This is a genomic window from Pseudonocardia halophobica (assembly GCF_050948485.1).
Lineage (GTDB): Bacteria > Actinomycetota > Actinomycetes > Mycobacteriales > Pseudonocardiaceae > Pseudonocardia > Pseudonocardia halophobica.
The window spans coordinates 1,059,038-1,080,439 of the sequence record NZ_CP192046.1; the positions used below are offsets into that span (position 1 = coordinate 1,059,038).

Genomic DNA, 21,402 nt, shown 5'->3' on the forward strand with positions numbered 1-21,402 from the left:
ACGAGTGACCGGGCGTTCCCCGACGCCGCCAGCCCCGGTCACCGTCGCTCGCCACCCCTGCCCGGTCCGACGAGCGTCTGGAAGCCAGTGGTCGACGTATCTGCGCGCGCGCGCCGGCGCGCGGTCCGGGTCCGCCTGGGACTCGAGTCGCTGGAGCACGCCGAGCGGCCGGTCGCGACCGACGCGCCCGTCCTGCGTCCGGGCCCTTGGCTGGAGTACGACGACGGCGGCGACGAGGGCCCGGACCTGGCCGAGGACCTGCGCGGGTACGCCGACTCGGGCGACCCGGTCGCGGAGTACGTGCCGGGCTCGTGGTGGACCGAGGCCGAGGAGGCGGGTTCCGGGCAGCCGGGGCCCGAGCGGACGGGATCCGACCGGACGCGGCCCGGGCAGGCGGGCGGCGCCTGGCTCGACCGGTCCGAGGACGTCGAGGCCGAGCCCTTCACCGCCCCGTTCGCGGCGGTCCCCGTGGTCCCCGTGGCTCCCGTGGTCGAGGCCCCCGTGGGTCCCGGCGCGCTGGACACCGTCCCGGCGGGCGGCAGCTGGTTCGACGAGGCGCCCACGGGCGGGATGCCGCGGGTGGAGCCGGCGGGCGACCCGACCGCGACCCGTCGCATCGACACCGGCGGGTCGCTCCAGGACACGGGCCGGTTCGACCCGGGCGCCTCCACCGCGCTCGACGACACGGGTCGGGTGGACCCCGACCGGTTCGCGGCACTCGAGGACACCGGGCGGGTGGACTCCGGTCGTTTCGCCGCGTTCGACGACACCGGGCGGCTCGACACCGGCGGCTTCGCCGCGGCGGAGGAGACGGGGCGGCTCGACCCGGGCGCGGTCGCCGTCGTCGCGCCCCCCGCGCCCGAGACCGACACCGAGCCGGCGACCGAGACCTTCGCCGTCGTCGCCCCGCCGGCGCCTGCGGAGCCCGAGGCCGCGCCGGCCGCCGAGCCGCTGACGGTCGCCCCCGCGCCGGCCACCACGCCCGCCCGCCCCCGGCCCGCGACCACGACCCGTCGCGCGGCCCCGCCCGCCTCCACCGGCCGGAGGTCCGGGTTCGGTGCCCGGGCCGTCGCCCTCGCCGCCCTGCTCACGCTCACCGCGGGCAGTGCGACCGCGCTGGCGATGGACAAGGCCGTCACCGTGACCGTCGACGGCCAGGACCGCGTCCTGCACACCTACGCCGACGACGTCTCCGGCGTCCTCGCCGCGGCCGGCATCGCCGCGAACCCGCAGGACCGCGTGGAGCCCGCGCCGACCACCGAGATCGCCGACGGCGACCAGGTGATCGTCAACCGGGCGCGGATGCTCACGCTCACGGAGGGCGGACAGACCCGCAACGTCTGGACCACGGCGTCGTCGGTCGACGAGGCCCTCAAGGGCCTGGGCGTGAACGTCCAGCCGATCCAGATGTCGCTCGCGCCGACCACGCAGATCCCGATGGGCGGGCTCAACGTCCGCATCGAGGTCCAGCGCACGGTCACCCTGGCCGACGGCACCAACCCCCCCGAGCAGGTCACCACCAGCGCCGGCACGATCGCCGGGCTGCTGGCGGACAAGGGCGTCACGCTCGGCCCGGACGACGTGTCGGTGCCGAGCAGCGACACCCAGATCACCGACGGCATGCAGATCCACCTCGTGCGCAACGGCGTGGGCGAGGTCGTCGAGGTGCGCCGGACCGACCCGCCGGTGGAGGAGGTCGAGGACCCGGAGCTGCCCCGCGGCAAGCGCGAGGTCGTCGACCCGGGGGTTCCCGGCGAGCAGACGGCCGTCATGCGGGTGTACGTGCAGAACGGCCAGGAGGTCCGCCGCGAGCAGATCCGGGCCGGCGCGAGCACTCCGCCGCGGCCGCGGATCGTCAAGGTCGGCACCAACGACGAGCAGCCCGAGGTACCGGTGATCGCCGACGGCGCGGTCTGGGACCGGCTCGCGCAGTGCGAGGCCGGCGGGAACTGGGCCATCAACACCGGCAACGGCTACTACGGCGGCGTGCAGTTCGACGCCTCCACCTGGCGCGCCTACGGTGGCGCCCAGTACGCGCCGCTGCCGCACCAGGCCAGCCGCGAGGAGCAGATCGCCGTCGCCAGCAAGGTCCGCGACTCCCGCGGCGGCTACGGCGCCTGGCCCGCCTGCGCCCGCAAGCTCGGCCTGCCCCGCTAGCTCCGCCCGAGCGGCACCAGCTCCGCACGAACGGCACTCTCGTGCGGTAGGTCCGCACGAAAGTGCCGTTCGTGCAGGTCAGAAGGTGCCGGGCGGGAGGTCGAGGGCCTTCTCCAGGTCCGACAGCGCCTGGTCCTCACCGGTCACCTTGATCGCGCGCATGCCCAGGGCGGCGGCGGGCTTGCAGTTGATGCCCAGGTCGTCGAGGTACACGCACTCCTCGGGCCGCACCCCGAGCCCCGTGCAGGCCAGCTCGTAGATCGCCGGGTCGGGCTTGCGCACCCCGACCTTGCTGCTCTCCACGACGTACTCGAAGCGCGCCATGATCGCGGCGATCTCGGCGGCGCGCTCCTCGGTCGCGGACATCTGCGCGCCGTGCCCCGCGGGCACGTTGTTGGTGATGCAACCGAGCTTGTGGCCCCGCTCCTTGAGCAGGTCGATCGCCGCGACCATCCGCGGCCGGACGGACCCGGACAGCACGGCCAGCACGACGCTGCCGGGCAGGTCGTGGCCGAGCGCGCGGGCCTCGGCGGCGAACTCGGCGTCGAACGCCGCGGCGTCGATCTCGGCCCGCTCGAACCGGGCCCAGGCGTTGGTGTCCGGGTTCGTGGAGTTGATCCGCCGGACGAGGTCCTTCGGCAGGCCGCGTTCGGTCTCGATCCGGGCGAAGGCCTCGAAGGGCGAGGCGGTGATCACGCCGCCGAAGTCGAACACCACGGCCGGGAGGTCGGTCATGATGCAACTGTATTACGGCGGACCCGGAACTCCACACCACCGAGACGCAGGTCGCGGTCCTCGGGCCCGGCCAGCAGCACGGCCGTCGAGCCGTCGCGGAAGGTGATGGTGGCGTCCTCGAGCCGGAGCGTGTCGCCGTCCAACCCTGCGCCGGTCGCCGCGGCCCATCGCCCGCCGGGAGCGGCGATCTCGAGGCCCAGCAGGTCGGTCACGACGTCCGTGCGGACGTGCTCCCACCACGGCCCCTCGACGACGGTGAAGTCCTCGGGCGGGTCCGAGACGTCCAGCGAGAGCAGGGCCGCCCCGGTGTCGGCGGGGTGCAGGTGCAGGGACGCCCACCGCCCGCGGGTCTGCGGCCGGTCGAACTCCGCGACCACCCGGATCCCGTGCTCCGCGAGCCGCTCCCGCTGCCCGTCCAGGTCCCCGACCTGCAGGATCACCATGTACAGGCCCTCGCCCGCGCGTTCCAGCCGGCGCGCGGCCGACGTCCCCGACCGCACCGGCACGCACACCTCGAGGAACCGGTCGGTGCCCAGGGGGTAGATCGCGCTCGACACCCCGAAGCCCTCCAGTTCGGCCTCGAAGGAGCAGCGGGACAGCCCCAGGCCCTCGGTGATCCGGGCGTCGAGCGTCTCCGGGTCCCCGGTGAGCAGTGTGAGCCAGCGCAACCTCGGCATCCCCGCAGTCTGCCCCGTGCGGGCGATCCCGGATGATGAGCCGGTGACCGACCCCGCCACCTCCCGGCTGCTGGGCCCGGCCGAGGTGCGCGCGCTCGCCGAGCGTTTCGGGATCCGGCCGACGAAGAAGCTCGGGCAGAACTTCGTCCACGACCCCAACACGGTCCGGCGGATCGTGAAGGCCGCGGACCTCACGCCCGGGGACGTCGTCGTCGAGGTCGGTCCCGGTCTCGGGTCGCTGACCCTCGCCCTGCTGCCCGCCGCCGCGCACGTGCACGCGGTCGAGATCGACCCCGCGCTCGCCGCGGCTCTGCCGGGCACGGCCGCCGAGTTCGCGCCCGCGCTGGCGGACCGCCTGACCGTCACGAACCTCGACGCGATGAAGGTCGAGGCGCTGGACCCCGCGCCGACCGCGGTCGTCGCGAACCTGCCGTACAACGTCGGGGTCCCGGTCCTGCTCCACCTGCTCGCCGCCCTGCCGACCCTGGAGAAGGGGCTGGTCATGGTGCAGCAGGAGGTCGTGGACCGGCTGGCCGCGGGCCCGGGGAGCAAGGTCTACGGGGTGCCGAGCGTGAAGCTCGCCTGGTTCGCGGCGGCCCGCCGCGCCGGTCCGGTGCCACGGGCGGTGTTCTGGCCGGTGCCCAACGTCGACTCGGGGCTGCTCGCCTTCACCCGCCGCGAGGCCCCGCCCGGCGACCGCGCCGCGGTGTTCGCGCTGGTCGACGCCGCGTTCGCGCAGCGCCGCAAGGCCCTGCGGCCCGCGTTGGCGGGCTGGGCGGGCTCCGCCGCGGCGGCCGAGGGAGCCCTGCGCGCGGTGGGGATCGACCCCATGGCCCGCGCCGAGACCCTGGGGATCGAGGACTTCGCCCGCCTCGCCGCCGCGCGGCCCTGACCCCGATTTCGGCGCGTTCCTGTCGGTGCCGCGGCCTACGCTTTCACCGCGATCCGATTTCCCCGAGGAGAACCATGGCCGTCAGCGAGTCCGGCACGCGTCCCGGCGCCACCCCCACCACGAGCCCGTGGCCGGCGCTGTGGGCGCTGGTGCTGGGCTTCTTCATGATCCTCGTGGACTCCACGATCGTCACCGTGGCCACGCCGGCGATCCAGGCCGACCTCGGCGCGAGCGTCGACGCCGTGGTGTGGGTGACCAGCGCCTACCTGCTGGCCTACGCGGTGCCGCTGCTCATCACCGGCCGCCTGGGGGACCGGTTCGGGCCGCGGCGGGTGTACCTCGTCGGGCTCGCGATCTTCACGCTCGCGTCCCTGTGGTGCGGGCTCACCGGGTCCATCGCCACGCTGGTCGTCGCCCGGGTGTTCCAGGGGCTCGGCGCCTCGTTCATGACCCCGCAGACCATGGCCGTGATCACCCGGACCTTCCCGGCGAACCAGCGCGGCCGCGCGATGAGCCTGTGGGGCGCGGTCGCGGGCGTCGCCACGCTCGTCGGGCCGATCCTCGGCGGCGTCCTGGTCGACGGGCTCGGCTGGGAGTGGATCTTCTTCGTCAACGTGCCGGTGGGGGTCGTCGGGTTCGTGATGGCGATGCGGCTGGTCCCCGAGCTGCCCACGCACGTGCACCGGTTCGACGTCCTCGGCGTGGTGCTCAGCGCGATCGGCATGTTCCTGCTGGTCTTCGGCATCCAGGAGGGCCAGTCCTACGACTGGGGCGCGGGCGTGTGGGCGCTCATCGTGTCCGGGCTGGTGGTGCTGGCCGGGTTCGTGTTCTGGCAGTCGCGCAACCGGGCCGAGCCGCTGATGTCGCTGCGGCTGTTCCGGGACCGCAACTTCAGCCTGGCCAACATCGCGATCACGACCGTCGGGTTCGCGGTCACCGCCATGTCGTTCCCGATCATGTTCTACGCGCAGGGCGTGCTCGGCCTCTCGCCCACGCGCTCGGCCCTGCTGCTGATCCCCATGGCGGTGTTCTCCGGGGTCCTGGCGCCGTGGGTCGGCCGGCTCACCGACCGGGGGCACCCGCGCTGGATCGCCGGCTTCGGCATGGCGGCCTGGGCCGTCTCGCTGGTCTGGCTGGCGGCGGAGATGGAGCCCGGCGTGGCGATCTGGCGCCTGCTGCTGCCGATCGCCCTGCTCGGCGTCGGCAACGCGTTCGTCTGGGGTCCGGTCGCCACCACGGCCAACCGGAACCTGCCGCAGGACCAGGCCGGGGCCGGCGCGGGCGTCTACAACACGACCCGGCAGGTCGGCGCCGTGCTCGGCAGCGCGGGCATCGCCGTGCTCATGGCGTCCCGTCTCGCGGCCAACCTGGGCGGCGGGGCGGGCGGCCCGGTCGGCGAGAGCATCGCCGCGGTCCCGGCCGCCCTCCACGCACCCTTCGCCACCGCGATGGCGCAGGCCCTCCTGCTGCCCGCCGGGGTGCTGCTGGTGGGGCTGGTGGCCGTGCTCACCTTCACCGTCAGCCTCAGGTCACCGGTTCGCAGCGGTCAGTAGGGTTGGGTGGTGCTCTCCGCCGTTCGTCCTCCGGTCACCGTCCGGGTGCCCGCGAAGATCAACCTCCACCTGGCGGTGGGCGGCGTGCGCGCGGACGGCTACCACGACCTCGTGACGGTCTTCCACGCCGTGAGCCTGTTCGACGAGGTCGCGGTGTCGGCGAGCGACGAGCCGGGCCTCGAAGTGCACGGCGAGGGTGTCTCCGAGGTCCCGGTCGACGACACCAACTTGGCCTGGCGGGCCGTCGAGCTGCTGGCCCAGCGCTCCGGCCACGACCCCGACGTGCGCGTCGTGCTGCGCAAGGGCATCCCCGTCGCCGGCGGCATGGCCGGCGGCAGTGCGGACGCGGCAGGCACACTGGTCGCGCTCTCGGCGCTGTGGAAGCTCGACCTGAACCGGGACGAGCTGTCGTCCATGGCCGCCGAGCTGGGCAGCGACGTCACCTTCGCCCTGCACGGGGGCACCGCGCTCGGCACCGGCCGCGGCGAGCGCATCATCCCGGTCCTGTCGCGACACCCGATGCACTGGGTCATCGCGCTGGCCCGGCGCGGGCTGTCCACCCCGACGGTCTTCGCCGAGCTGGACCGGCTGCGCGGGGACGAGGAGCCGCCGGACCGCCCGGTCGAGCCGGTGCTCGGCGCGCTCGCCCAGGGCGACCCGCGCCAGCTCGCGCTCTCGCTGGGCAACGACCTGCAGGCGGCCGCGGTGAGCCTCGCCCCCGACCTGCGCCGTACCCTGAGGGCAGGAGTCAGCGCGGGCGCGCTGGCCGGGATCGTCTCCGGCTCCGGCCCCACCTGTGCGTTCCTCTGCTCCGACGCCGAGTCGGCGGTCGAGGTCGCCGCGGAGCTCGCCGGCGTCGGCGTCTGCCGCACCGTCCGCGTCGCGCACGGGCCCGTCCCCGGGGCCCGCGTCGTCGACTCGGACGAGCACCCACCCGTACCGCCCGCCCCGAGCGGGTCGCCCTGGCCGCCGGCCCGGGCCTGAGAGAGGACCGATGGCCGGACAGAACCTGGTCAACCTGGAGAACGTCTCCGCACACGTCCCCGGCGACGCCTCCCGCGTGCTGCTCGACGGCGTGTCCCTCGGCGTCGAGCGCAGCGAGCGGGTCGGCGTCGTCGGCCTGAACGGCGGCGGCAAGACCACCCTGCTCGAGGTGCTCGCGGGCCGCCGCGCGCCCGACGACGGGCGGGTCTCCCGCCTCGGCGGGCTGAAGCTGGCCTACCTGACCCAGGGGGACGACTTCCCGGCCGGCGCGCGGGTCCGGGACATCGTGCTCGGCCAGTACGACGCCGACCACGAGTGGGCCTCGGACGCCAAGGCGCGGGACGTCCTGGGTGGCCTCGGCATCCGGGACCTGGAGCGGACCGTCGACGGGCTCTCCGGTGGCGAGAAGCGTCGCGTCGCGCTGGCCCGGGCTCTCCTGGGCGAGCCCGACCTGGTCGTGCTCGACGAGCCCACCAACCACCTCGACGTCGAGGGCGTCAGCTGGCTGGCCGAGCACCTGCTGTCCCGGCGGTGCGGTGTCGTGGTCGTGACGCACGACCGCTGGTTCCTCGACGCCGTCTGCACCCGGACCTGGGAGGTCGCGAACGGGCGCGTCGAGAGCTACCTCGGCGGCTACCAGGACTGGGTGTTCGCGCGCGCCGAGCGGGCCCGGCAGGCCGACGCCGCCGAGGCGCGCCGTCGCAACCTGGCCCGCAAGGAGCTGGCGTGGCTGCGGCGCGGGCCGCCCGCGCGGACGTCGAAGCCGCGGTACCGGATCGAGGCCGCCGAGGCCCTGATCGCGGACGTGCCGCCGCCGCGCAACAGCGTGGAGCTGCTGAACTTCGCCACGAACCGGCTCGGCCGCACCGTCCTCGAGCTCGAGGACGCCACGGTCACGATCGGCGACCGGACCCTGCTGGACCACCAGACCTGGCGGCTCGGGCCGGGGGACCGGATCGGGATCGTCGGGGTCAACGGGTCCGGCAAGACCACGCTGCTCCGGTCGCTGACCGGGGAGCGTCCGCTCGACGGCGGCAAGCGCGTCGAGGGCAAGACGGTGCAGCTCGCGCAGCTCACCCAGGACCTCGTCGACCTGCCGAAGGACATGCGCGTGCTGGAGGCGGTCGAGGCCGTCGCCAAGTACGTCCGCTTCGGCAAGGAGGAGATGACGGCCTCGCAGGTCGCCGAGCGGCTGGGCTTCCCGCCCGCCCGCCAGTGGACGCCCGTGGGCCGGCTCTCCGGCGGTGAGCGGCGCCGGCTGCAGCTCACCCGGCTGCTCATGGCCGAGCCCAACGTGCTGCTGCTCGACGAGCCGACGAACGATCTCGACGTCGACACCCTGACCAACCTCGAGGACCTGCTCGACGGGTGGCCGGGCACGCTCGTGGTGGTCAGCCACGACCGCTATCTGACCGAGCGGGTGTGCGACACCGTGGTGGCGCTGTTCGGCGACGGGCGGATCACCCACCTGCCCGGCGGCATCGAGGAGTACCTCCGCCGCCGGCAGGCGGCCGGGACCTCCACCGAGACCCCGCAGGCCGCCGCGGCCCCGGCGCCCAAGACTGCGCCGACGGTGAACGCGGCCGGGCAGCGCGCCGCCCGAAAGGAGGCCGCGCGGCTCGAGCGGAAGATGGAGCAGCTCACGAAGCGCGAGGAGCAGCTGCACACGAAGCTCGCCGAGGCCGCGACGGACCCGCAGAAGCTGATGGAGCTGTCCGCCGAGCTGAAGTCGGTCGAGGCCGAGCGGGAGACCGTCGAGCTGGAGTGGCTGGAGGCCGCGGAGAAGGCCGAAGCCTGACCTGTCCGCATCATGGTTCCACGACGCGCTCTTCGAGGCCTTTCTCGCGCGTCATGGAACCATGATGCGAGTCGTCAGCCGCGGAGAGCCGCCAGCTCCTCGGCACGCCGCCGCTCGTGCTCGGCGAGGTCGGCGCGTGCCTTCTTCACGCTCCACCGGCCGCGCAGCAGCGGGACGGTGGCGGCCAGCCCCACCGCGCACACCACCGCGATCCACATCCACAGCCGCCACTGGTCGCCCGTCACGGCGGCGGCCTGCTGGATCTCGCCCAGCTTCGCCGCCAGGTCCGGCGGGATCGCCTGCCCGGCCGCCTGCAGCCGCTCGGCCTCCGCGACGTACGGCTCGGCGGCGACCAGGGTGTTCGCCGAGGTCACCACGTGCGGCACGATCAGGAACGACAGGAACACCACCACGCGGATGATCCACGCCCAGATCGCCAGGCCGGTCGCGGTGAGCGCCGGGTTGCGGGCCTCGACGGTCTCGGTGAAGGCCGCGTACCAGGGCACGGCGAACCCGGCCCAGGAGGTCGCCAGCACGGCCATGATGATCGCGAGCGTGAGGTAGCTCGGCTTCCCGCCCACCAGCGTGATCAGCACGATCTGCATGGCGATGCACAGCAGCGCGCCGCCGAGGATCCACGGCTTGCGCACCAGGAACCGGTCGACGAGCGCGCCGTAGGTGAGCGAGAGCAGCACGTTGAACGCCCAGGCCCAGGCGATCACGCTGTTCGCCGCGGCGAGGTCGAAGCCCCAGACCGTCGTGAACAGCACCGGCGCGAAGCCGACGATCGTGTAGTAGAAGAGCAGCGCGATCGAGAACCCGACTGCCGGGACCACCACGTCGACCTTCAGCAGCTGGCGCCACGGGTGCGCCAGGTCCACGTTCACCTCGCCGCGCGCGGCCCGCGCCTCGAGCAGCTCCCGGTCCTCCTCGGACACCGCGGCCTGGTCGCGCAGCGCCGGGTTGAGCTCCTTCATCCAGACCAGCGCGATCAGCGCGACGACGATCCCCGCGATGCCGGCGATGCGGAACTGGCTCTGCCAGCTGACGAGCGATCCCAGGGTGAGCGCCGCGACCGCGGACGCGAGCAGCGAGCCCGCCGGCGGCGCCACGTTCCAGAAGCCCATCGCCCGGGCCCGGCCCATCTGCGGGCTGAAGTCGCGGACCAGCGCCGGCGTGGCCACCAGCAGCATGCCCTCCATGATCGCGACGATCGTCGACAGGATCATGAAGGTCCACTTGTCCTGCACCTGGGTGACGGCGAAGGCCGTGACCGCGCCGACCACCAGCATCCCGTAGACCACGATGTTCGCGCGGCCCAGCCGGTCGGCGAGCCCGGCGGCCAGGGATCCGAAGGCGCCCAACAGGTTCGCCACGGCGAGACCGGTCGTGAGGAACAGGAACGACATCCCGAGCTGCTGGGAGACCAGCGTCGAGACGGCGCCCAGCGTGTACTGCTCGTAGTAGATGACGACCGTGGCGACCACGGCGAGCACGAGGCGGGCGTAGCGCTCGCCACCGGTCGGGTAGCGGTCGAGCCTGCGGTCGATCAGGAAGGCCCAGCGGCGGCGCGCGGACGCCTCCGCTCCGGTTCCGGGCAGGGTGGAGCGTACGGTCGAATCCACAGTGGAGGTCCTCGTTCCCTCGGCGGCGCTGCATCCCGGGAGCGGAGACGGGCGGGTACCCATCTGCCGAACGATCGTTAAGCGGGACCGTAATCGCGGTCACAGCGATGGTCAACGGCCCGGATCCACGGCCCCGCCGGCAAACCGGACGTCACGGTACGAACCCGGTCGGTCACGGCCCGAGATACGCCGATCGGCGCAGCGATCGGAGGGGCGGCCACGCCGACACGCTCCAGCACCGGCTGACACGGCGCGGCGGTCCGCTGTCAGCCGGATGGCAGCGCCGCCGCCGACAGTGGTGGCCATGAACGAACCGGCCATCCGCGTCGAGGGTCTCGTGAAGACCTTCGGCGCCACCACCGCCCTCGCCGGCGTCGACCTGGAGGTCCGGCGCGGCAGCGTGCTGGGCCTGCTCGGGCCGAACGGCTCCGGCAAGACCACCACCGTCCGCGTCCTGTCCACCCTGCTGCGCCCGGACGGCGGCCGGGCCACCGTGCTCGGCCACGACGTCGTGGCCGAGGCCCCGGCCGTCCGGCTGCGGATCGGCCTGACCGGCCAGTACGCCGCGGTCGACGACGCCCTGTCCGGCGTCGAGAACCTTCGGCTGATCGGGCGCCTGCTCGACCTGTCCCGGCGCGACGCTCGTCGCCGCACGGACGAGCTGATCGAGCGGTTCGGCCTGGCCGAGGCCGCCGGCCGCCGGGTCAAGACCTACTCCGGCGGCATGCGCCGGCGGCTGGACCTCGCGGCCAGCCTCGTCGGCCGTCCCGACGTGCTGTTCCTCGACGAGCCGACCACCGGCCTGGACCCGCGGCACCGCAACGAGGTGTGGGAGCACGTCCGCGCCCTGGCCGCCGAGGGGACGACGGTCCTGCTCACCACCCAGTACCTGGAGGAGGCCGACCAGCTCGCCGAGGACCTCGTGGTCCTCGACCGCGGGCAGGTCATCGCGAGCGGCACCCCGGCCTCGCTCAAGGCCGAGGTCGGCGGGCAGCTGCTGCACGTGCGGCCGCTGCACCGCGCCGACGTCGGCGCCGTCGCCACGCTGCTCGGCGGGCTGACCACCGAGACGCCCGCGATCGACCCGACCGGCGAGCTGACCCTGTCCGGCGATCCCGCCCTGCTGCACCGGCTCGGCGCCCGGCTCGAGGAGGCCGCCGTTCCCGTCGCGGAGCTGGGGCTGCGGCTGCCCAGCCTCGACGACGTCTTCCTGACCCTGACCGGCCGCCCCGCCGAGGCCGGCCCCGCGACCGAGGAGGCCGCATGACCACCACCGCCACCGCTCCCGTCCCCACGACCGTCGCCGGACCCCCGCCACGGACCGGAGCCCGGCACGGGCCGTCGACGCTGCGGCACGGTGCGACACTGGCCTGGCGCGGGCTGGTCAAGACGGTCCACTCGCCCGAGGCGCTGATCGACGTCACCCTGCAGCCGGTCATCTTCCTGCTGCTGTTCGTGTACGTCTTCGGCGGCGCGATCGCCGGCGACACCTCGGCCTACCTGCAGTTCGCGCTACCCGGGGTGCTGGTGCAGACCGTCGTCTTCGCCTCGGCCGGCACCGGCACCGGCCTGGCCGACGACCTGCACACCGGGATCTTCGACCGGTTCCGGAGCCTGCCGATCTCCCGGGCCGCCCCGCTGCTCGGCGCGATCGGCGCGGACCTGGCGCGCTACGCGACGTCCGGCGTGATCATGCTCGTGTTCGGCGGGATCCTCGGGTTCCGCACCTCGGCCGGTCCGCTGGCGATCGTGGCGGCGCTGCTGCTGGTCATGGCCTTCGCCTTCGCCCTGTGCTGGGTGTTCACCGCGCTGGCGATGCTGGTCAAGGACCCGCGCTCGGTCCAGGGGCTCGGCGCGCTGATCTCGCTGCCGCTCACCTTCGGCAGCAACGTGTTCGTGCCGGCGTCGACCATGCCCGGCTGGTTGCAGGGCTGGGTGGACGTGAACCCGGTGTCGAAGACCGCCGACGCCGTGCGCGGCCTGCTGCTGGGCGGCCCGGTCGCGGGTCCGGCGGGCACCGCGCTGCTGTGGGCGGCCGGCATCACGCTGGTGTTCGCGCCGATCGCGGTGACGCTCTACCGCAAGCGGACCTGATCCCGGAGCAGGTCCAGCCCGTCCTGCGGCGGGAGGTCCACGACCTCCCGCCGCAGCGCGTCCGCCCCCGGGCCGAGCGCCCCCAGCAGCGTGACGACGGCGGGGTCCCCCAGGTCGAGGACGCCGCGGCGGGCCTCGGCGACGCCCAGCGCCCGGGCGGCCCCCGCGCGGTCCCCGCGGGCCATGGCCAGCTGCGCGACCGTCTCGGCGACCATCCCGACCACGGGGCCGTCCCGGCTCTCGTCCCCGGCCTCGACGGCCTCGGCGAGATGCTCCGCCGTGCGCCCGAGGTCGCCCGCCGCCAGCTCGACCAGGGCGCGCTGCGCGCTCAGGTGCGCGCGCCGCTGCGGGACGGCGATCCCGCCACCCGCCGTCGGGTCGATCTCCGCGAGCCGGGCGCGCGCTGCGACCAGGTCGCCCTCCAGGCGGTCCAGCTCCGCGAGCGAGACGCGCACCATCTCCGGCGACGAGTACTCGGACCCGTCGAGCATCTCGAGCGCCTCGGTGTAGAGCTTGCGGGCCAGCGCGTGGTCGCCCACCCGCGCCGCGAGGCTGCCGCGGCGGACGAGGTACTGGGGCAGGTCGTCGTCGTTGGCCAGCTCGGTCGCCAGCGCGATGGCCTCCTCGAAGGCGGTCCCGGCGGCCTCGGCGTTGCCCGCCCACGCCTCCAGCTCGCCGAGCGTGGTGAGCGTCATCCCGAGCCCGAACCGGTCCCCGACCTGCGTGAACAGGGTGTGTGCCGCGCGCACCAGCTCGCGCTCGAGGTCGATCAGGCCGGCGTTCTCGGACAGCGTCGCCCGGATCTCCAGCGCGAACGCCCGCACCCACGGGTCCGGGTGCGTGGTGCTGATCGAGGTCAGCGGTTCCTGGTCCTGGACCGCGAACGCTGCGCTCATCGGCCCGATCAGGTCGAGCGCGGGATGCCGGGGCTGCGGGGCCTGCTCGGCCTGTGCGGTTGCGCGCGTGATGTGCCGCTGGGCCTCCACCATCTCCCCGCGGCCGAGCGCCTCGATCGCCCGGAACGCGGTCACCCGGGCGACCACCTCGATCGGGGCGGGGTCGGGCGGGAGGTCCCCGACCGCCCGCACCCAGCGCATCGACTCCTCGGTGGCGCCACGGATCAGCCAGGCCCAGAACATCCCGGCGACCAGCCGGTACGCGGTCGCGGAGTCCCGCTCGGCGACGGCCCGGCGCAAGGCCCCGGTGATGTTGCCCGCCTCCGCGCGCAGCACCTCGAGCCACCGCAGCTGCTCGCGGCCGCGCAGCTCCGGCTCGGCCCGCTCCACCTGGGCGACCGTCCAGGCCGCGTGTCGCGCGGCGGTCGCCGGTTCCTCCCCGGAGGCGGCCAGCCGCTCGCGCGCGTACTCGCGGATGGTCTCCAGCATCCGGTAGCGGGTCGGCGCCCCGGCCTGCGGGACCGCGACGACGAGTGACTTGTCGACGAGCGCGGCGAGCGTGGTGAACGGGTCGTCCAGCCCGTCGCCGCACACCTGGTCCGCGGCGTCGGCCGTGGCGCCGCCGGAGAACACGGCGAGCCGGCGGGCGAGGGCGCGTTCGGCGTCGTCGAGCAGGTCCCAGCTCCAGTCGACGACCGCCCGCAGGGTCTGGTGTCGGGGCAGCACGGTCCGGGCGCCGGTAATGAGCAGCCGGAACCGGTCGTCGAGCCGGGTGAGGATCTCCTCGGGGCTGAGCGCGCGCAGCCGGGCCGCGGCGAGCTCGATCGGGAGCGGCTGGCCGTCCAGCCTGCGGCAGATCTCCGTGATCGCGGGGGCGTGCGCGTCGGCGTCGAACCCGGGGGCGACGGCCTCGGCGCGGTCGGCGAACAGCCGGACGGCGGCGGCGTCGTCGAGCGCCTCGACGGGGTGCAGCCGTTCCCCGGGCACCGCCAGCGGCTCGCGGCTGGTCGCGAGGATCCGCACCGCCGGGCAGCGGGTGAGCAGCGTGCCCGCCAGGTCGGCGCAGGCGCCGATCAGGTGCTCGCAGTTGTCCAGGACCAGGACGAGATCGCGGCGGCCGACCGCGGCCACCAGCCGCTCGACGGCGTCGGGGTGCTCCTCCTGGCGGATCACCAGCTCCGGGCTGCCGACCGCGGCGAGCACGGTCTCCGCGAGCTGGTCGGAACCGGTGAGCGGGGCGAGCTCGGCGACCGAGCCCTCGGGGCAGGCCTCCCGCGCGAGCCGGGTCTTGCCCGCGCCGCCGGGGCCCACCAGCGTGACGAGCCGCCCGGTCCCGAGCAGTTCGCGCAAGCGTCCGACGTCCGCCTCCCGGCCGACGAAGCTGGTCAGCGGCCGGGGCGGGGCGGGGCGCGACGGGCGCGGGGCCGGTGCGGCCGGCGCGGGCGCCCCGCGCAGCACGTCGAGCCGGGCGCCCGCCAGCTCCGGACCGGGATCCACGCCGAGCTCCTCGACCAGCCGGTCGCGGGTGCGGTCGAGCACGGCGAGCGCGTCGGCCTGGCGGCCGGTGGCGTGCAGGGCCCGGGCCAGTGCGGCGGCGGTGCTCTCCCGCAGCGGTTGGTCGGTGAGCAGTGCGGTCAGCGGCTCCACGCTGCCGGCCGCGCGCCCGAGCAGCAGGTCCAGCCCGGCGGCGCGTTCGACGGCGGCCGCCCGTGTGCCGTCGAGCCGGTCGGCGGCGGGGCCGGCGAAGGGCAACCGGCGGACGTCGGCCAGGGCAGGGCCGCGCCAGAGCGCGAGCGCCTGCCCGACCAGCTCGCGGGCGGCCTCCGGGTCGGGCTCGTGCTCGGCCTCGGCGATCCGCTGGGCGGCCCGGACACAGTCGACGTCCCCGGGCGGCAGGTCGAGCCGGTACCCGCCGGGCACGGTCACGACCAGCTCGGGTCCGAGGGCGCGGCGCAGCCGGGAGACCAGGGCCTGCAGGGCGTTCGCGGAGGCGGGCGCGGAGTCGGATCCGGTGCCCCACAGGTCGTCGACCAGCGTCTCGGCGGTGACGGTGCGGCCGGGCGCGAGCGCCAGCCGGGCGAGCAGCCCGCGCAGGCGAAGGCCGGCGGGGGCGACGTCGGCGCCCGACGCGGCCCACGCCGCCACCGGGCCCAGCACGCCGATCCGCATCGGCTCAGTCTGCCGGGCGCGCGGGGCGGGCGCTAGCGATATATCGTCGACAGTCGATGGTCAGCGGCGGAGCTCGTCGAGCAGGAAGGCCTCGGCCCGCGCCCCCGTGGCGAACATCGACAGCGACAAGGACTCGTCGATCCCGTGCCAGCGCGACGCCGGGTCGCCCACGCCGGTGACCAGCACCGCCGCGCCCGGGAAGGTGCGGGCGAACTCGGCGATGAACGGGATGCTGCCGCCGATGCCCATCTCGACGGTCGCGGTGCCGTAGGCCTCCGAGAAGGCGCGCTTGGCCGCGTCGTAGGCGCCGCCGTCGGCGTCGAGCGAGAAGGGCTCGGCCACGCCCGACCCGTGCTCGACCGTGACCTGCGCGCCCCACGGCGCGTGCGCCCGCAGGTGCTCGGCGAGCTTCTCCCGCGCGGCCAGGGCGTCCTCGCCGGGGGCGAGCCGCATGCTGACCATGGCGCGGGCGCGGGGGAGCAGCACGTTCGAGGCCTGCGCGACGGACGGCGCGTCGATCCCGAGGACGGCGATGGCAGGCTTGTGGTAGATCCGCTCGGCCAGCGTGCCGGTACCCAGCAGCTCGGCCCCCTCCACCAGGCCGGCCTCGGCGCGCCACTCCGCCTCCGGGATGTCCAGGGCGGCGGCGTCCGTGCCCGTGTTCGCGTGCAGCCCGGGGACGGCGACCTCGCCCTTCTCGTCGTGCAGGCTCGCGAGGGCGTGGGTCAGCGCGGTGAGCGCGTCGCCGACCGGCCCGCCGAAGACGCCCGAGTGCAGCGGCCGCTCCAGCAGCGACACGTCGATCACGACGTCGACGAGGCCCCGCAGGCTCGTGGTGAGCGCGGGGACGTCGACGGCGGGGTTGGCGGCGTCGGCGATCACGATGACGTCCGCGGCGAGCAGCTCGTGGTGCTCGCGCAGCAGCTGCGGCAGCGTGGGGGAGCCGGACTCCTCCTCGCCCTCGATGAACAGCGTGACGCCGACGGGCGGCTTCCCCTCGTACGCGCGCAGCACGGCGAGGTGGGTCATCACGCCGGCCTTGTCGTCCGCGGCGCCGCGGCCGTAGAGCCGTCCGTTCCGCTCGGTGGGCTCGAAGGGCGGGCTGGTCCAGTGCTCGTCGCCGCCCGTGGGCTGGACGTCGTGGTGGGCGTAGAGCAGCACGGTCGGCTGCCCCTCGGGCGCCGGCCACTGCGCCACGACGGCGGGCGCGCCACCCTCGGCGCGCAGGATCTGGAGGTTCGCGGGGTTCAGGGCGCCCGCGAGCTCCGCGACGGCCGCGGCGCTCGCCTCGGTGTCGGCGGCGTGCGCCGGGTCGGCCCAGATGCTGGGGATGCGCACCAGCCGCTCGAGGTCGGAGCGGGCGCCGGGGATCACGGCCTCGACGGCCGCGGCGATCGAGTCACGGGTGTGAGCCACGGGCCCGACCCTACGCGGGTCCGCCGGTCCGGGCCTTAGGCTGCGCACCATGTCCCGGTTCCTCGCGACGTTGCTGGAGTCCGCCGCCGACACCTCCCGCGGCATGACGACCGGCGAGCCCGCCACCCCCGTCCGTCGACCGTGGAGCGAGGTGCACGGGACCGCCCTGGGGATCGCCGACGCCCTGCGCCGGCCCGAGGGAAACACCCCCGCCCTGACCCGCGGCGGCGCCGTCGGCGTGCTGGCGGGCGACCCGGCGTCGATCGCCCCGCTCGCGCAGGCGGTGTGGCTCACCGGCGGCAGCGTCACGATGCTGCACCAGCCGACCGCGCGCACCGACCTCATGCACTGGGCCGAGGACACCGTCGCCGTGCTGCGGATGATCGACGCGAGCATGGTCCTGCTCGGTCCGCCCTTCGACGGACTCGCCCCCGTGCTCACCGAGCGCGGCATCCCGTTCCGGCTGGTCGAGGCGCTGCAGGGCGACCCGGCCGCGGTCACGCCGGACGCCGAGGCCGCCGCCGAGGACGACACCGCGCTGTTGCAGCTCACCAGCGGGTCCACCGCGGAGCCGAAGGCCGTGCGGATCACACACCGCAACCTGCACGCCAACATCACCGCGATGCGCGAGGCGGCCCGCCTCGACGTCGAGCGGGACGTGATGATCTCGTGGCTGCCGCTCTTCCACGACATGGGCATGGTCGGGTTCCTGACGATCCCGATGGTCACCGCCCTCGAGCTGGTCACGGTCACGCCGGTGGACTTCCTGTCCCGGCCGCTGCTGTGGGCCGAGCTGATCTCGAAGTACGGCGGCACCGTCACGGCCGCGCCGAACTTCGCCTACGCCGTGCTCGCCCGCCAGCTCGCGCGGGCCGACCAGGAGCTGGACCTGTCGTCGTTGCGCATCGCGCTCAACGGCGCCGAGCCCGTCGACCCCCTCGCCGTCGGCGCCTTCGTCGACGCCGGGGCGCGGTTCGGGCTGCGGCCCGAGTCGGTGCTGTGTGCCTACGGGATGGCGGAGACGGCACTCGGGGTGGCGTTCGCGCCCGTCGAGACGGGGCTGGCCGTCGACGAGATCGACGCCGACGCCCTCGAGTCCGGGCGCCGGGCCGAGCCCGCCGGCGAGGGGCCGACCCGTGCGTTCCCGCTGCTCGGGCCGCCACTGCCGGGGATCGAGGCGCGCGTCGTCGGGGAGTCCGGGGAGGTGCTCGGCACCCGCGGGGTCGGGGTGATCCAGCTGCGCGGCGAGTCCGTGACGCCGGGTTACCTGACCGTGGACGGCCCGGTCGAGACGCAGGACGCGGAGGGCTGGTTCGACACCGGCGACGAGGGCTACGTCGTCGAGGACGGCCAGGTCGTCGTGTGCGGGCGGCGCAAGGACGTGATCATCATGGGCGGGCGCAACATCTACCCGACCGACATCGAGCGCGCCGCCGCAGAGGCCGACGGCGTGCGGGCGGGCAACGCCGTGGCCGTCCGGCTGTTCGCGGGTGAGGGGCAGCGGCGCGAGTCCTTCGCCGTGGCCGTCGAGGCCCGCAAGGCCGACGACGAGGCCGCGGCCGCGCTGATCCGCAAGGACGTCACCTCGCGGGTGGTGTCCGCGGTGGGGGTGCGGCCGGCGCGGGTGGAGGTGCTCCCGCCCGGCAGCCTGCCCAAGACGCCCTCGGGCAAGCTGCGCCGGGCCGCCACCGCCGACCTGCTCGAATCGCGCCCCTGACCGGCGAACGGCGCGTTCGCTCACCTTGTCTGAGCGATTGCGCCGCTCACTCATCCGGCCCGTGAATGCACGAACGGCACTTTCGTGCGATAGGTCCGCACGAAAGTGCCGTTGGTGCAAGTCGGGTCAGCCGGAGAGCGCGTGGAAGCGGTTCTGCGCGGGTTCGAGGCCCTGCTCGAGCAGCGCCTCGGCGGCGTCGGCGGCCAGGTCGACCGCGAGGTCCAGCTCCTTGCGCTCGGTCGCGGAGAACCTCTTGAGCACGAAGTCCGCCGGGTCCTGACGGCCGGGCGGGCGGCCGATGCCGAACCGGACCCGCAGGTAGTCCTTGGTACCGATCGAGCGGCTGATCGAGCGCAGGCCGTTGTGCCCGCCCTCGCCGCCGCCCCGCTTCAACCGGATCACGCCGAAGCCGAGGTCGAGGTCGTCGTGGACCACGACGAGTTCCTCGGGCGGCACCGAGAAGTACCGGACCAGCCCGGCGACGGGGCCGCCGGACTCGTTCATGTACGTCCGCGGCTTGGCCAGCACGACCTTGCGGCCCGCGAGCCTGCCCTCGGCGACCTCGGCGTTGGACCGCTTGTGCAGCGAGAACCGCGCGCCGGCGCGCTCGGCCAGCAACTCGGCCACGCCGAACCCGACGTTGTGCCGGGTGTCGGCGTAGCCGGGCCCGGGGTTCCCGAGCCCGACGACCAGGGCCGTGCCGGCGGACGGTGCCGGCGCCACCGATCAGCTCTCGGCGGAGGCGTCGCCCTCGGCGGACTCGCCCTCGGCCGGGGCCTCGGACTCGTCGGCCGGGGTCGCCGGGGCGTCCTCGACCACGCCGGCGCCCTCGGTGTCCTCGGTGGCCTCGAGGTCCTCGGCGGTCGGCGCGGCGACCACGTTGACGACCAGGTACTCGGGGTCGGTGCGCAGCTCGGAACCCGTCGGCAGCGCGACCTGGCCCGCCAGGAACTGGGTGCCGACCTCGGCGCCCTCGACCGAGATCTCGACGTTCTCGGGGATGTTCAGGGCGTCCGCCTCGACCTCGATCGTGTTCAGGTCCTGGGTGACCAGGGAGCCCGGCACGGCCTCGCCGGTGATGATCACCGGAATCTCGACGACGACCTTCTCGCCCTTCTGCACGACGAGCAGGTCGACGTGCTCGATGTAGGGGCGGATCGGGTGGAAGGTGACGGTCTTGGTCAGCGCCAGCTGGCTGCTGCCCCCGACGATGTCCAGCTCGAGCACGGCGTTGCGGCCCTGCTCGCGGACGACGGCGGCGAACTCGAGCGACGGCAGCGTCAGGTGCTGCGGGTCGGTGCCGTGCCCGTACAGGACTGCGGGGATCTTGCCCGCCTTGCGGGTGCGCCGCGCGGCGCCCTTGCCGAACTCGGTCCGGGTCTCGGCGGCGATCTTGGACTGGGCCACGGTGGGTCTCTCTCCTCGAACTGCTGATGTCGCGTGCGCGCGGCGAGGAGGCGGCGGAAGAGCCGACCACACGTCGATGACGGCGGGCTCGTCGAACAACCCGCCCTCGCCGCGGAACCGCCGACAAGAGTACGCCTGGCCGCTTCGCGGCCCGCCGGAGGGGTCCGCGGAACGCGGCACACCGGCCGCAGAACGAGCGACGGCCCTGCCCGGCGGCGATCAGGCGGGCGAGGCGGCGTGCTGCGGAGCGAGCAGGCGGGTGGCTTCGGCCATCATGCCCCGGACGATCTCGCCGGCGGGCTCGATCGCTTGGACCACGCCGACCCCCTCGCCGGCCGGGAAGGCCATCTCCTCCCAGTCGCCGCTCGTCTCGGGCGTCGGCGGGAGGGCGGAGAACTTCGGCATGACGTAGGGCTGCCGGGCGCTGTGCGGGAACAGCGTCGTGCGGCCGATGACCTCCGGCCCGGGCGGCGGGTCCGGGATCTCGTGCTCGCGCCCGGCCCACTCGCTCGCCGTCCGCGTCGGGAGCATCCGGTAGTCGGCGTCCGGCCACTCCGGTCCGAAGGCCGTGGTGCGGACGGTCGGGCCGGTGGCGGCGACGAGCCGCTGCTTGTACTCGGCGTGGGCGCGCGCCTCCACGGAGGCGACCAGCCGCGTCCCGACCCACACCCCGTCCGCGCCGGCCCTCAGGGCCTCGGCGACCCCGGCCCCGTCGGCGATTCCGCCGGCCGCCAGCAGGAGGCGGTCCGGGAACTGTTCCGCGAGCATCGGGACCAGGGTGCTCCGCGGGATCGTCCCCCGGCTGTGGCCCCCGGCCTCCGCGCCCTGGGCCACGAGTCCGGTCACGCCCAGGCCGACGGCCTCCTCGGCGAGCTCGGGCGAGGACACCTGCATCCAGACCCGGGCTCCGGCCTCGGCCAACCACCGGACCCAGCGCGGGGGCGGTGGGTCGTGGTGGAAGACCACGAGCGGCACGTCGAGCTCGACGCAGGCCTCGACATGCGCGTCGGTGCACGCCGGACCCATCCCGGTCTCCGCGCAGATCAGGTCGACGCCCCAGGGCTGCTCGGTGAGGCGGCGCAGCTCGGCCACCATCACGGGCAGGCTCGCCGGCGGATCGGGGCTGGCCCCGAGCACGCCCAGGCCGCCGGCCGCTGACACCGCCGCGGCCAGCGCCGGGTGGGAGACGAAACCCATGCCGGCACCGACGAAGGGATGCCGGAGGCCGTACTCCCGGGTCAACCGGGTGTCGACCGTGTTCCCGTCACAGGTCCAGACCATG

At 74.7% G+C, this 21,402-nt stretch carries 16 protein-coding genes; 8 read left to right on the top strand and 8 right to left on the bottom strand.

What is annotated here, in order from left to right; all coding sequences use genetic code 11:
- Positions 1–87: 87 nt before the first annotated feature.
- Positions 88–2,157, top strand: a complete 2,070-nt coding sequence (locus ACQP04_RS05185) for a transglycosylase family protein (protein WP_433505923.1) — start codon at positions 88–90, stop codon at positions 2,155–2,157.
- Between the two features lie 78 nt (positions 2,158–2,235).
- Here ACQP04_RS05185 and ACQP04_RS05190 read toward each other — a convergent pair whose 3' ends face one another.
- Positions 2,236–2,892 (bottom strand): HAD-IA family hydrolase, encoded by a 657-nt coding sequence (locus ACQP04_RS05190; protein ID WP_037047592.1) that lies wholly within the window; start codon positions 2,890–2,892, stop codon positions 2,236–2,238.
- A complete protein-coding gene (locus ACQP04_RS05195; protein ID WP_433505924.1) occupies positions 2,889–3,569 on the bottom strand; it encodes a VOC family protein in 681 nt (226 codons plus the stop codon). Before ACQP04_RS05195 ends, ACQP04_RS05190 begins: the two co-directional genes overlap by 4 nt.
- 43 nt (positions 3,570–3,612) lie before the next feature.
- On the opposite strand from ACQP04_RS05195, the gene rsmA reads away from it, so the two are divergent.
- The 4 genes from rsmA (at position 3,613) to ACQP04_RS05215 (ending at position 8,796) form a co-directional block, all read left to right on the top strand.
- Positions 3,613–4,461 carry a 16S rRNA (adenine(1518)-N(6)/adenine(1519)-N(6))-dimethyltransferase RsmA gene (gene rsmA, locus ACQP04_RS05200; RefSeq protein ID WP_433505925.1) on the top strand — a complete coding sequence of 283 codons (849 nt, stop codon included), beginning with the start codon at positions 3,613–3,615 and terminating at the stop codon, positions 4,459–4,461.
- A gap of 74 nt (positions 4,462–4,535) precedes the next feature.
- Positions 4,536–6,014, top strand: coding sequence for a DHA2 family efflux MFS transporter permease subunit (locus tag ACQP04_RS05205; RefSeq protein ID WP_433505926.1), 1,479 nt, complete (start codon positions 4,536–4,538; stop codon positions 6,012–6,014).
- Between the two features lie 9 nt (positions 6,015–6,023).
- On the top strand, positions 6,024–6,998 hold the full coding sequence (locus tag ACQP04_RS05210) for a 4-(cytidine 5'-diphospho)-2-C-methyl-D-erythritol kinase (RefSeq protein WP_433505927.1): 975 nt from the start codon (positions 6,024–6,026) through the stop codon (positions 6,996–6,998).
- A 10-nt stretch (positions 6,999–7,008) separates the two neighbouring features.
- Positions 7,009–8,796 carry an ABC-F family ATP-binding cassette domain-containing protein gene (locus ACQP04_RS05215; protein ID WP_433505928.1) on the top strand — a complete coding sequence of 596 codons (1,788 nt, stop codon included), beginning with the start codon at positions 7,009–7,011 and terminating at the stop codon, positions 8,794–8,796.
- Between the two features lie 74 nt (positions 8,797–8,870).
- Here ACQP04_RS05215 and ACQP04_RS05220 read toward each other — a convergent pair whose 3' ends face one another.
- Positions 8,871–10,421: an MFS transporter gene (locus ACQP04_RS05220; RefSeq protein ID WP_433505929.1), complete on the bottom strand. Its 1,551-nt coding sequence runs from the start codon at positions 10,419–10,421 to the stop codon at positions 8,871–8,873.
- A gap of 304 nt (positions 10,422–10,725) precedes the next feature.
- Here ACQP04_RS05220 and ACQP04_RS05225 point away from each other — a divergent pair, with 304 nt between their 5' ends.
- Together ACQP04_RS05225 and ACQP04_RS05230 are read left to right on the top strand one after the other, a co-directional pair.
- Entirely contained in the window at positions 10,726–11,688 is a 963-nt protein-coding gene (locus tag ACQP04_RS05225) for an ATP-binding cassette domain-containing protein (protein ID WP_433505930.1), read from the top strand.
- Entirely contained in the window at positions 11,685–12,515 is an 831-nt protein-coding gene (locus ACQP04_RS05230) for an ABC transporter permease (RefSeq protein ID WP_433505931.1), read from the top strand. Before ACQP04_RS05225 ends, ACQP04_RS05230 begins: the two co-directional genes overlap by 4 nt.
- On the opposite strand, the gene ACQP04_RS05235 is transcribed toward ACQP04_RS05230, so the two are convergent.
- Complete coding sequence (locus ACQP04_RS05235) at positions 12,497–15,580, bottom strand: BTAD domain-containing putative transcriptional regulator (protein ID WP_433505932.1); 3,084 nt, start codon at positions 15,578–15,580, stop codon at positions 12,497–12,499. The two genes, ACQP04_RS05230 and ACQP04_RS05235, sit on opposite strands and share 19 nt — an antisense overlap.
- Positions 15,581–15,640: 60 nt before the next feature.
- Complete coding sequence (locus ACQP04_RS05240; RefSeq protein WP_433505933.1) at positions 15,641–16,996, bottom strand: dipeptidase; 1,356 nt, start codon at positions 16,994–16,996, stop codon at positions 15,641–15,643.
- Positions 16,997–17,045: 49 nt separating this feature from the next.
- Between ACQP04_RS05240 and ACQP04_RS05245 the strand changes: the two genes are divergently transcribed.
- Positions 17,046–18,713, top strand: coding sequence for a fatty acyl-AMP ligase (locus tag ACQP04_RS05245; RefSeq protein ID WP_433505934.1), 1,668 nt, complete (start codon positions 17,046–17,048; stop codon positions 18,711–18,713).
- 126 nt (positions 18,714–18,839) lie between these two features.
- Here the strand turns inward: ACQP04_RS05245 and pth are convergent, their stop codons facing one another.
- The 3 genes from pth to ACQP04_RS05260 form a co-directional block, all read right to left on the bottom strand.
- Positions 18,840–19,436: an aminoacyl-tRNA hydrolase gene (gene pth, locus ACQP04_RS05250; RefSeq protein ID WP_037047575.1), complete on the bottom strand. Its 597-nt coding sequence runs from the start codon at positions 19,434–19,436 to the stop codon at positions 18,840–18,842.
- Between the two features lie 3 nt (positions 19,437–19,439).
- The gene (locus tag ACQP04_RS05255; protein ID WP_433505935.1) at positions 19,440–20,120 is read right to left on the bottom strand and encodes a 50S ribosomal protein L25/general stress protein Ctc; all 681 of its coding nucleotides are present in this window, start codon (positions 20,118–20,120) and stop codon (positions 19,440–19,442) included.
- 219 nt (positions 20,121–20,339) lie between these two features.
- Complete coding sequence (locus ACQP04_RS05260) at positions 20,340–21,401, bottom strand: NAD(P)H-dependent flavin oxidoreductase (RefSeq protein ID WP_433505936.1); 1,062 nt, start codon at positions 21,399–21,401, stop codon at positions 20,340–20,342.
- Between the last annotated feature and the right edge of the window lies 1 nt (position 21,402).

Bases quoted from the DNA above. Each gene is read 5' to 3' on its own strand.
- ACQP04_RS05195 (WP_433505924.1), bottom strand. From the start codon at position 3,569: ATGCCGAGGTTGCGCTGGCTCACACTGCTCACCGGGGACCCGGAGACG.
- ACQP04_RS05260 (WP_433505936.1), bottom strand. From the start codon at position 21,401: ATGGTCTGGACCTGTGACGGGAACACGGTCGACACCCGGTTGACCCGG.
- ACQP04_RS05190 (WP_037047592.1), bottom strand. From the start codon at position 2,892: ATGACCGACCTCCCGGCCGTGGTGTTCGACTTCGGCGGCGTGATCACC.
- ACQP04_RS05230 (WP_433505931.1), top strand. From the start codon at position 11,685: ATGACCACCACCGCCACCGCTCCCGTCCCCACGACCGTCGCCGGACCC.
- ACQP04_RS05215 (WP_433505928.1), top strand. From the start codon at position 7,009: ATGGCCGGACAGAACCTGGTCAACCTGGAGAACGTCTCCGCACACGTC.
- ACQP04_RS05225 (WP_433505930.1), top strand. From the start codon at position 10,726: ATGAACGAACCGGCCATCCGCGTCGAGGGTCTCGTGAAGACCTTCGGC.
- ACQP04_RS05235 (WP_433505932.1), bottom strand. From the start codon at position 15,580: ATGCGGATCGGCGTGCTGGGCCCGGTGGCGGCGTGGGCCGCGTCGGGC.
- ACQP04_RS05245 (WP_433505934.1), top strand. From the start codon at position 17,046: ATGTCCCGGTTCCTCGCGACGTTGCTGGAGTCCGCCGCCGACACCTCC.
- ACQP04_RS05205 (WP_433505926.1), top strand. From the start codon at position 4,536: ATGGCCGTCAGCGAGTCCGGCACGCGTCCCGGCGCCACCCCCACCACG.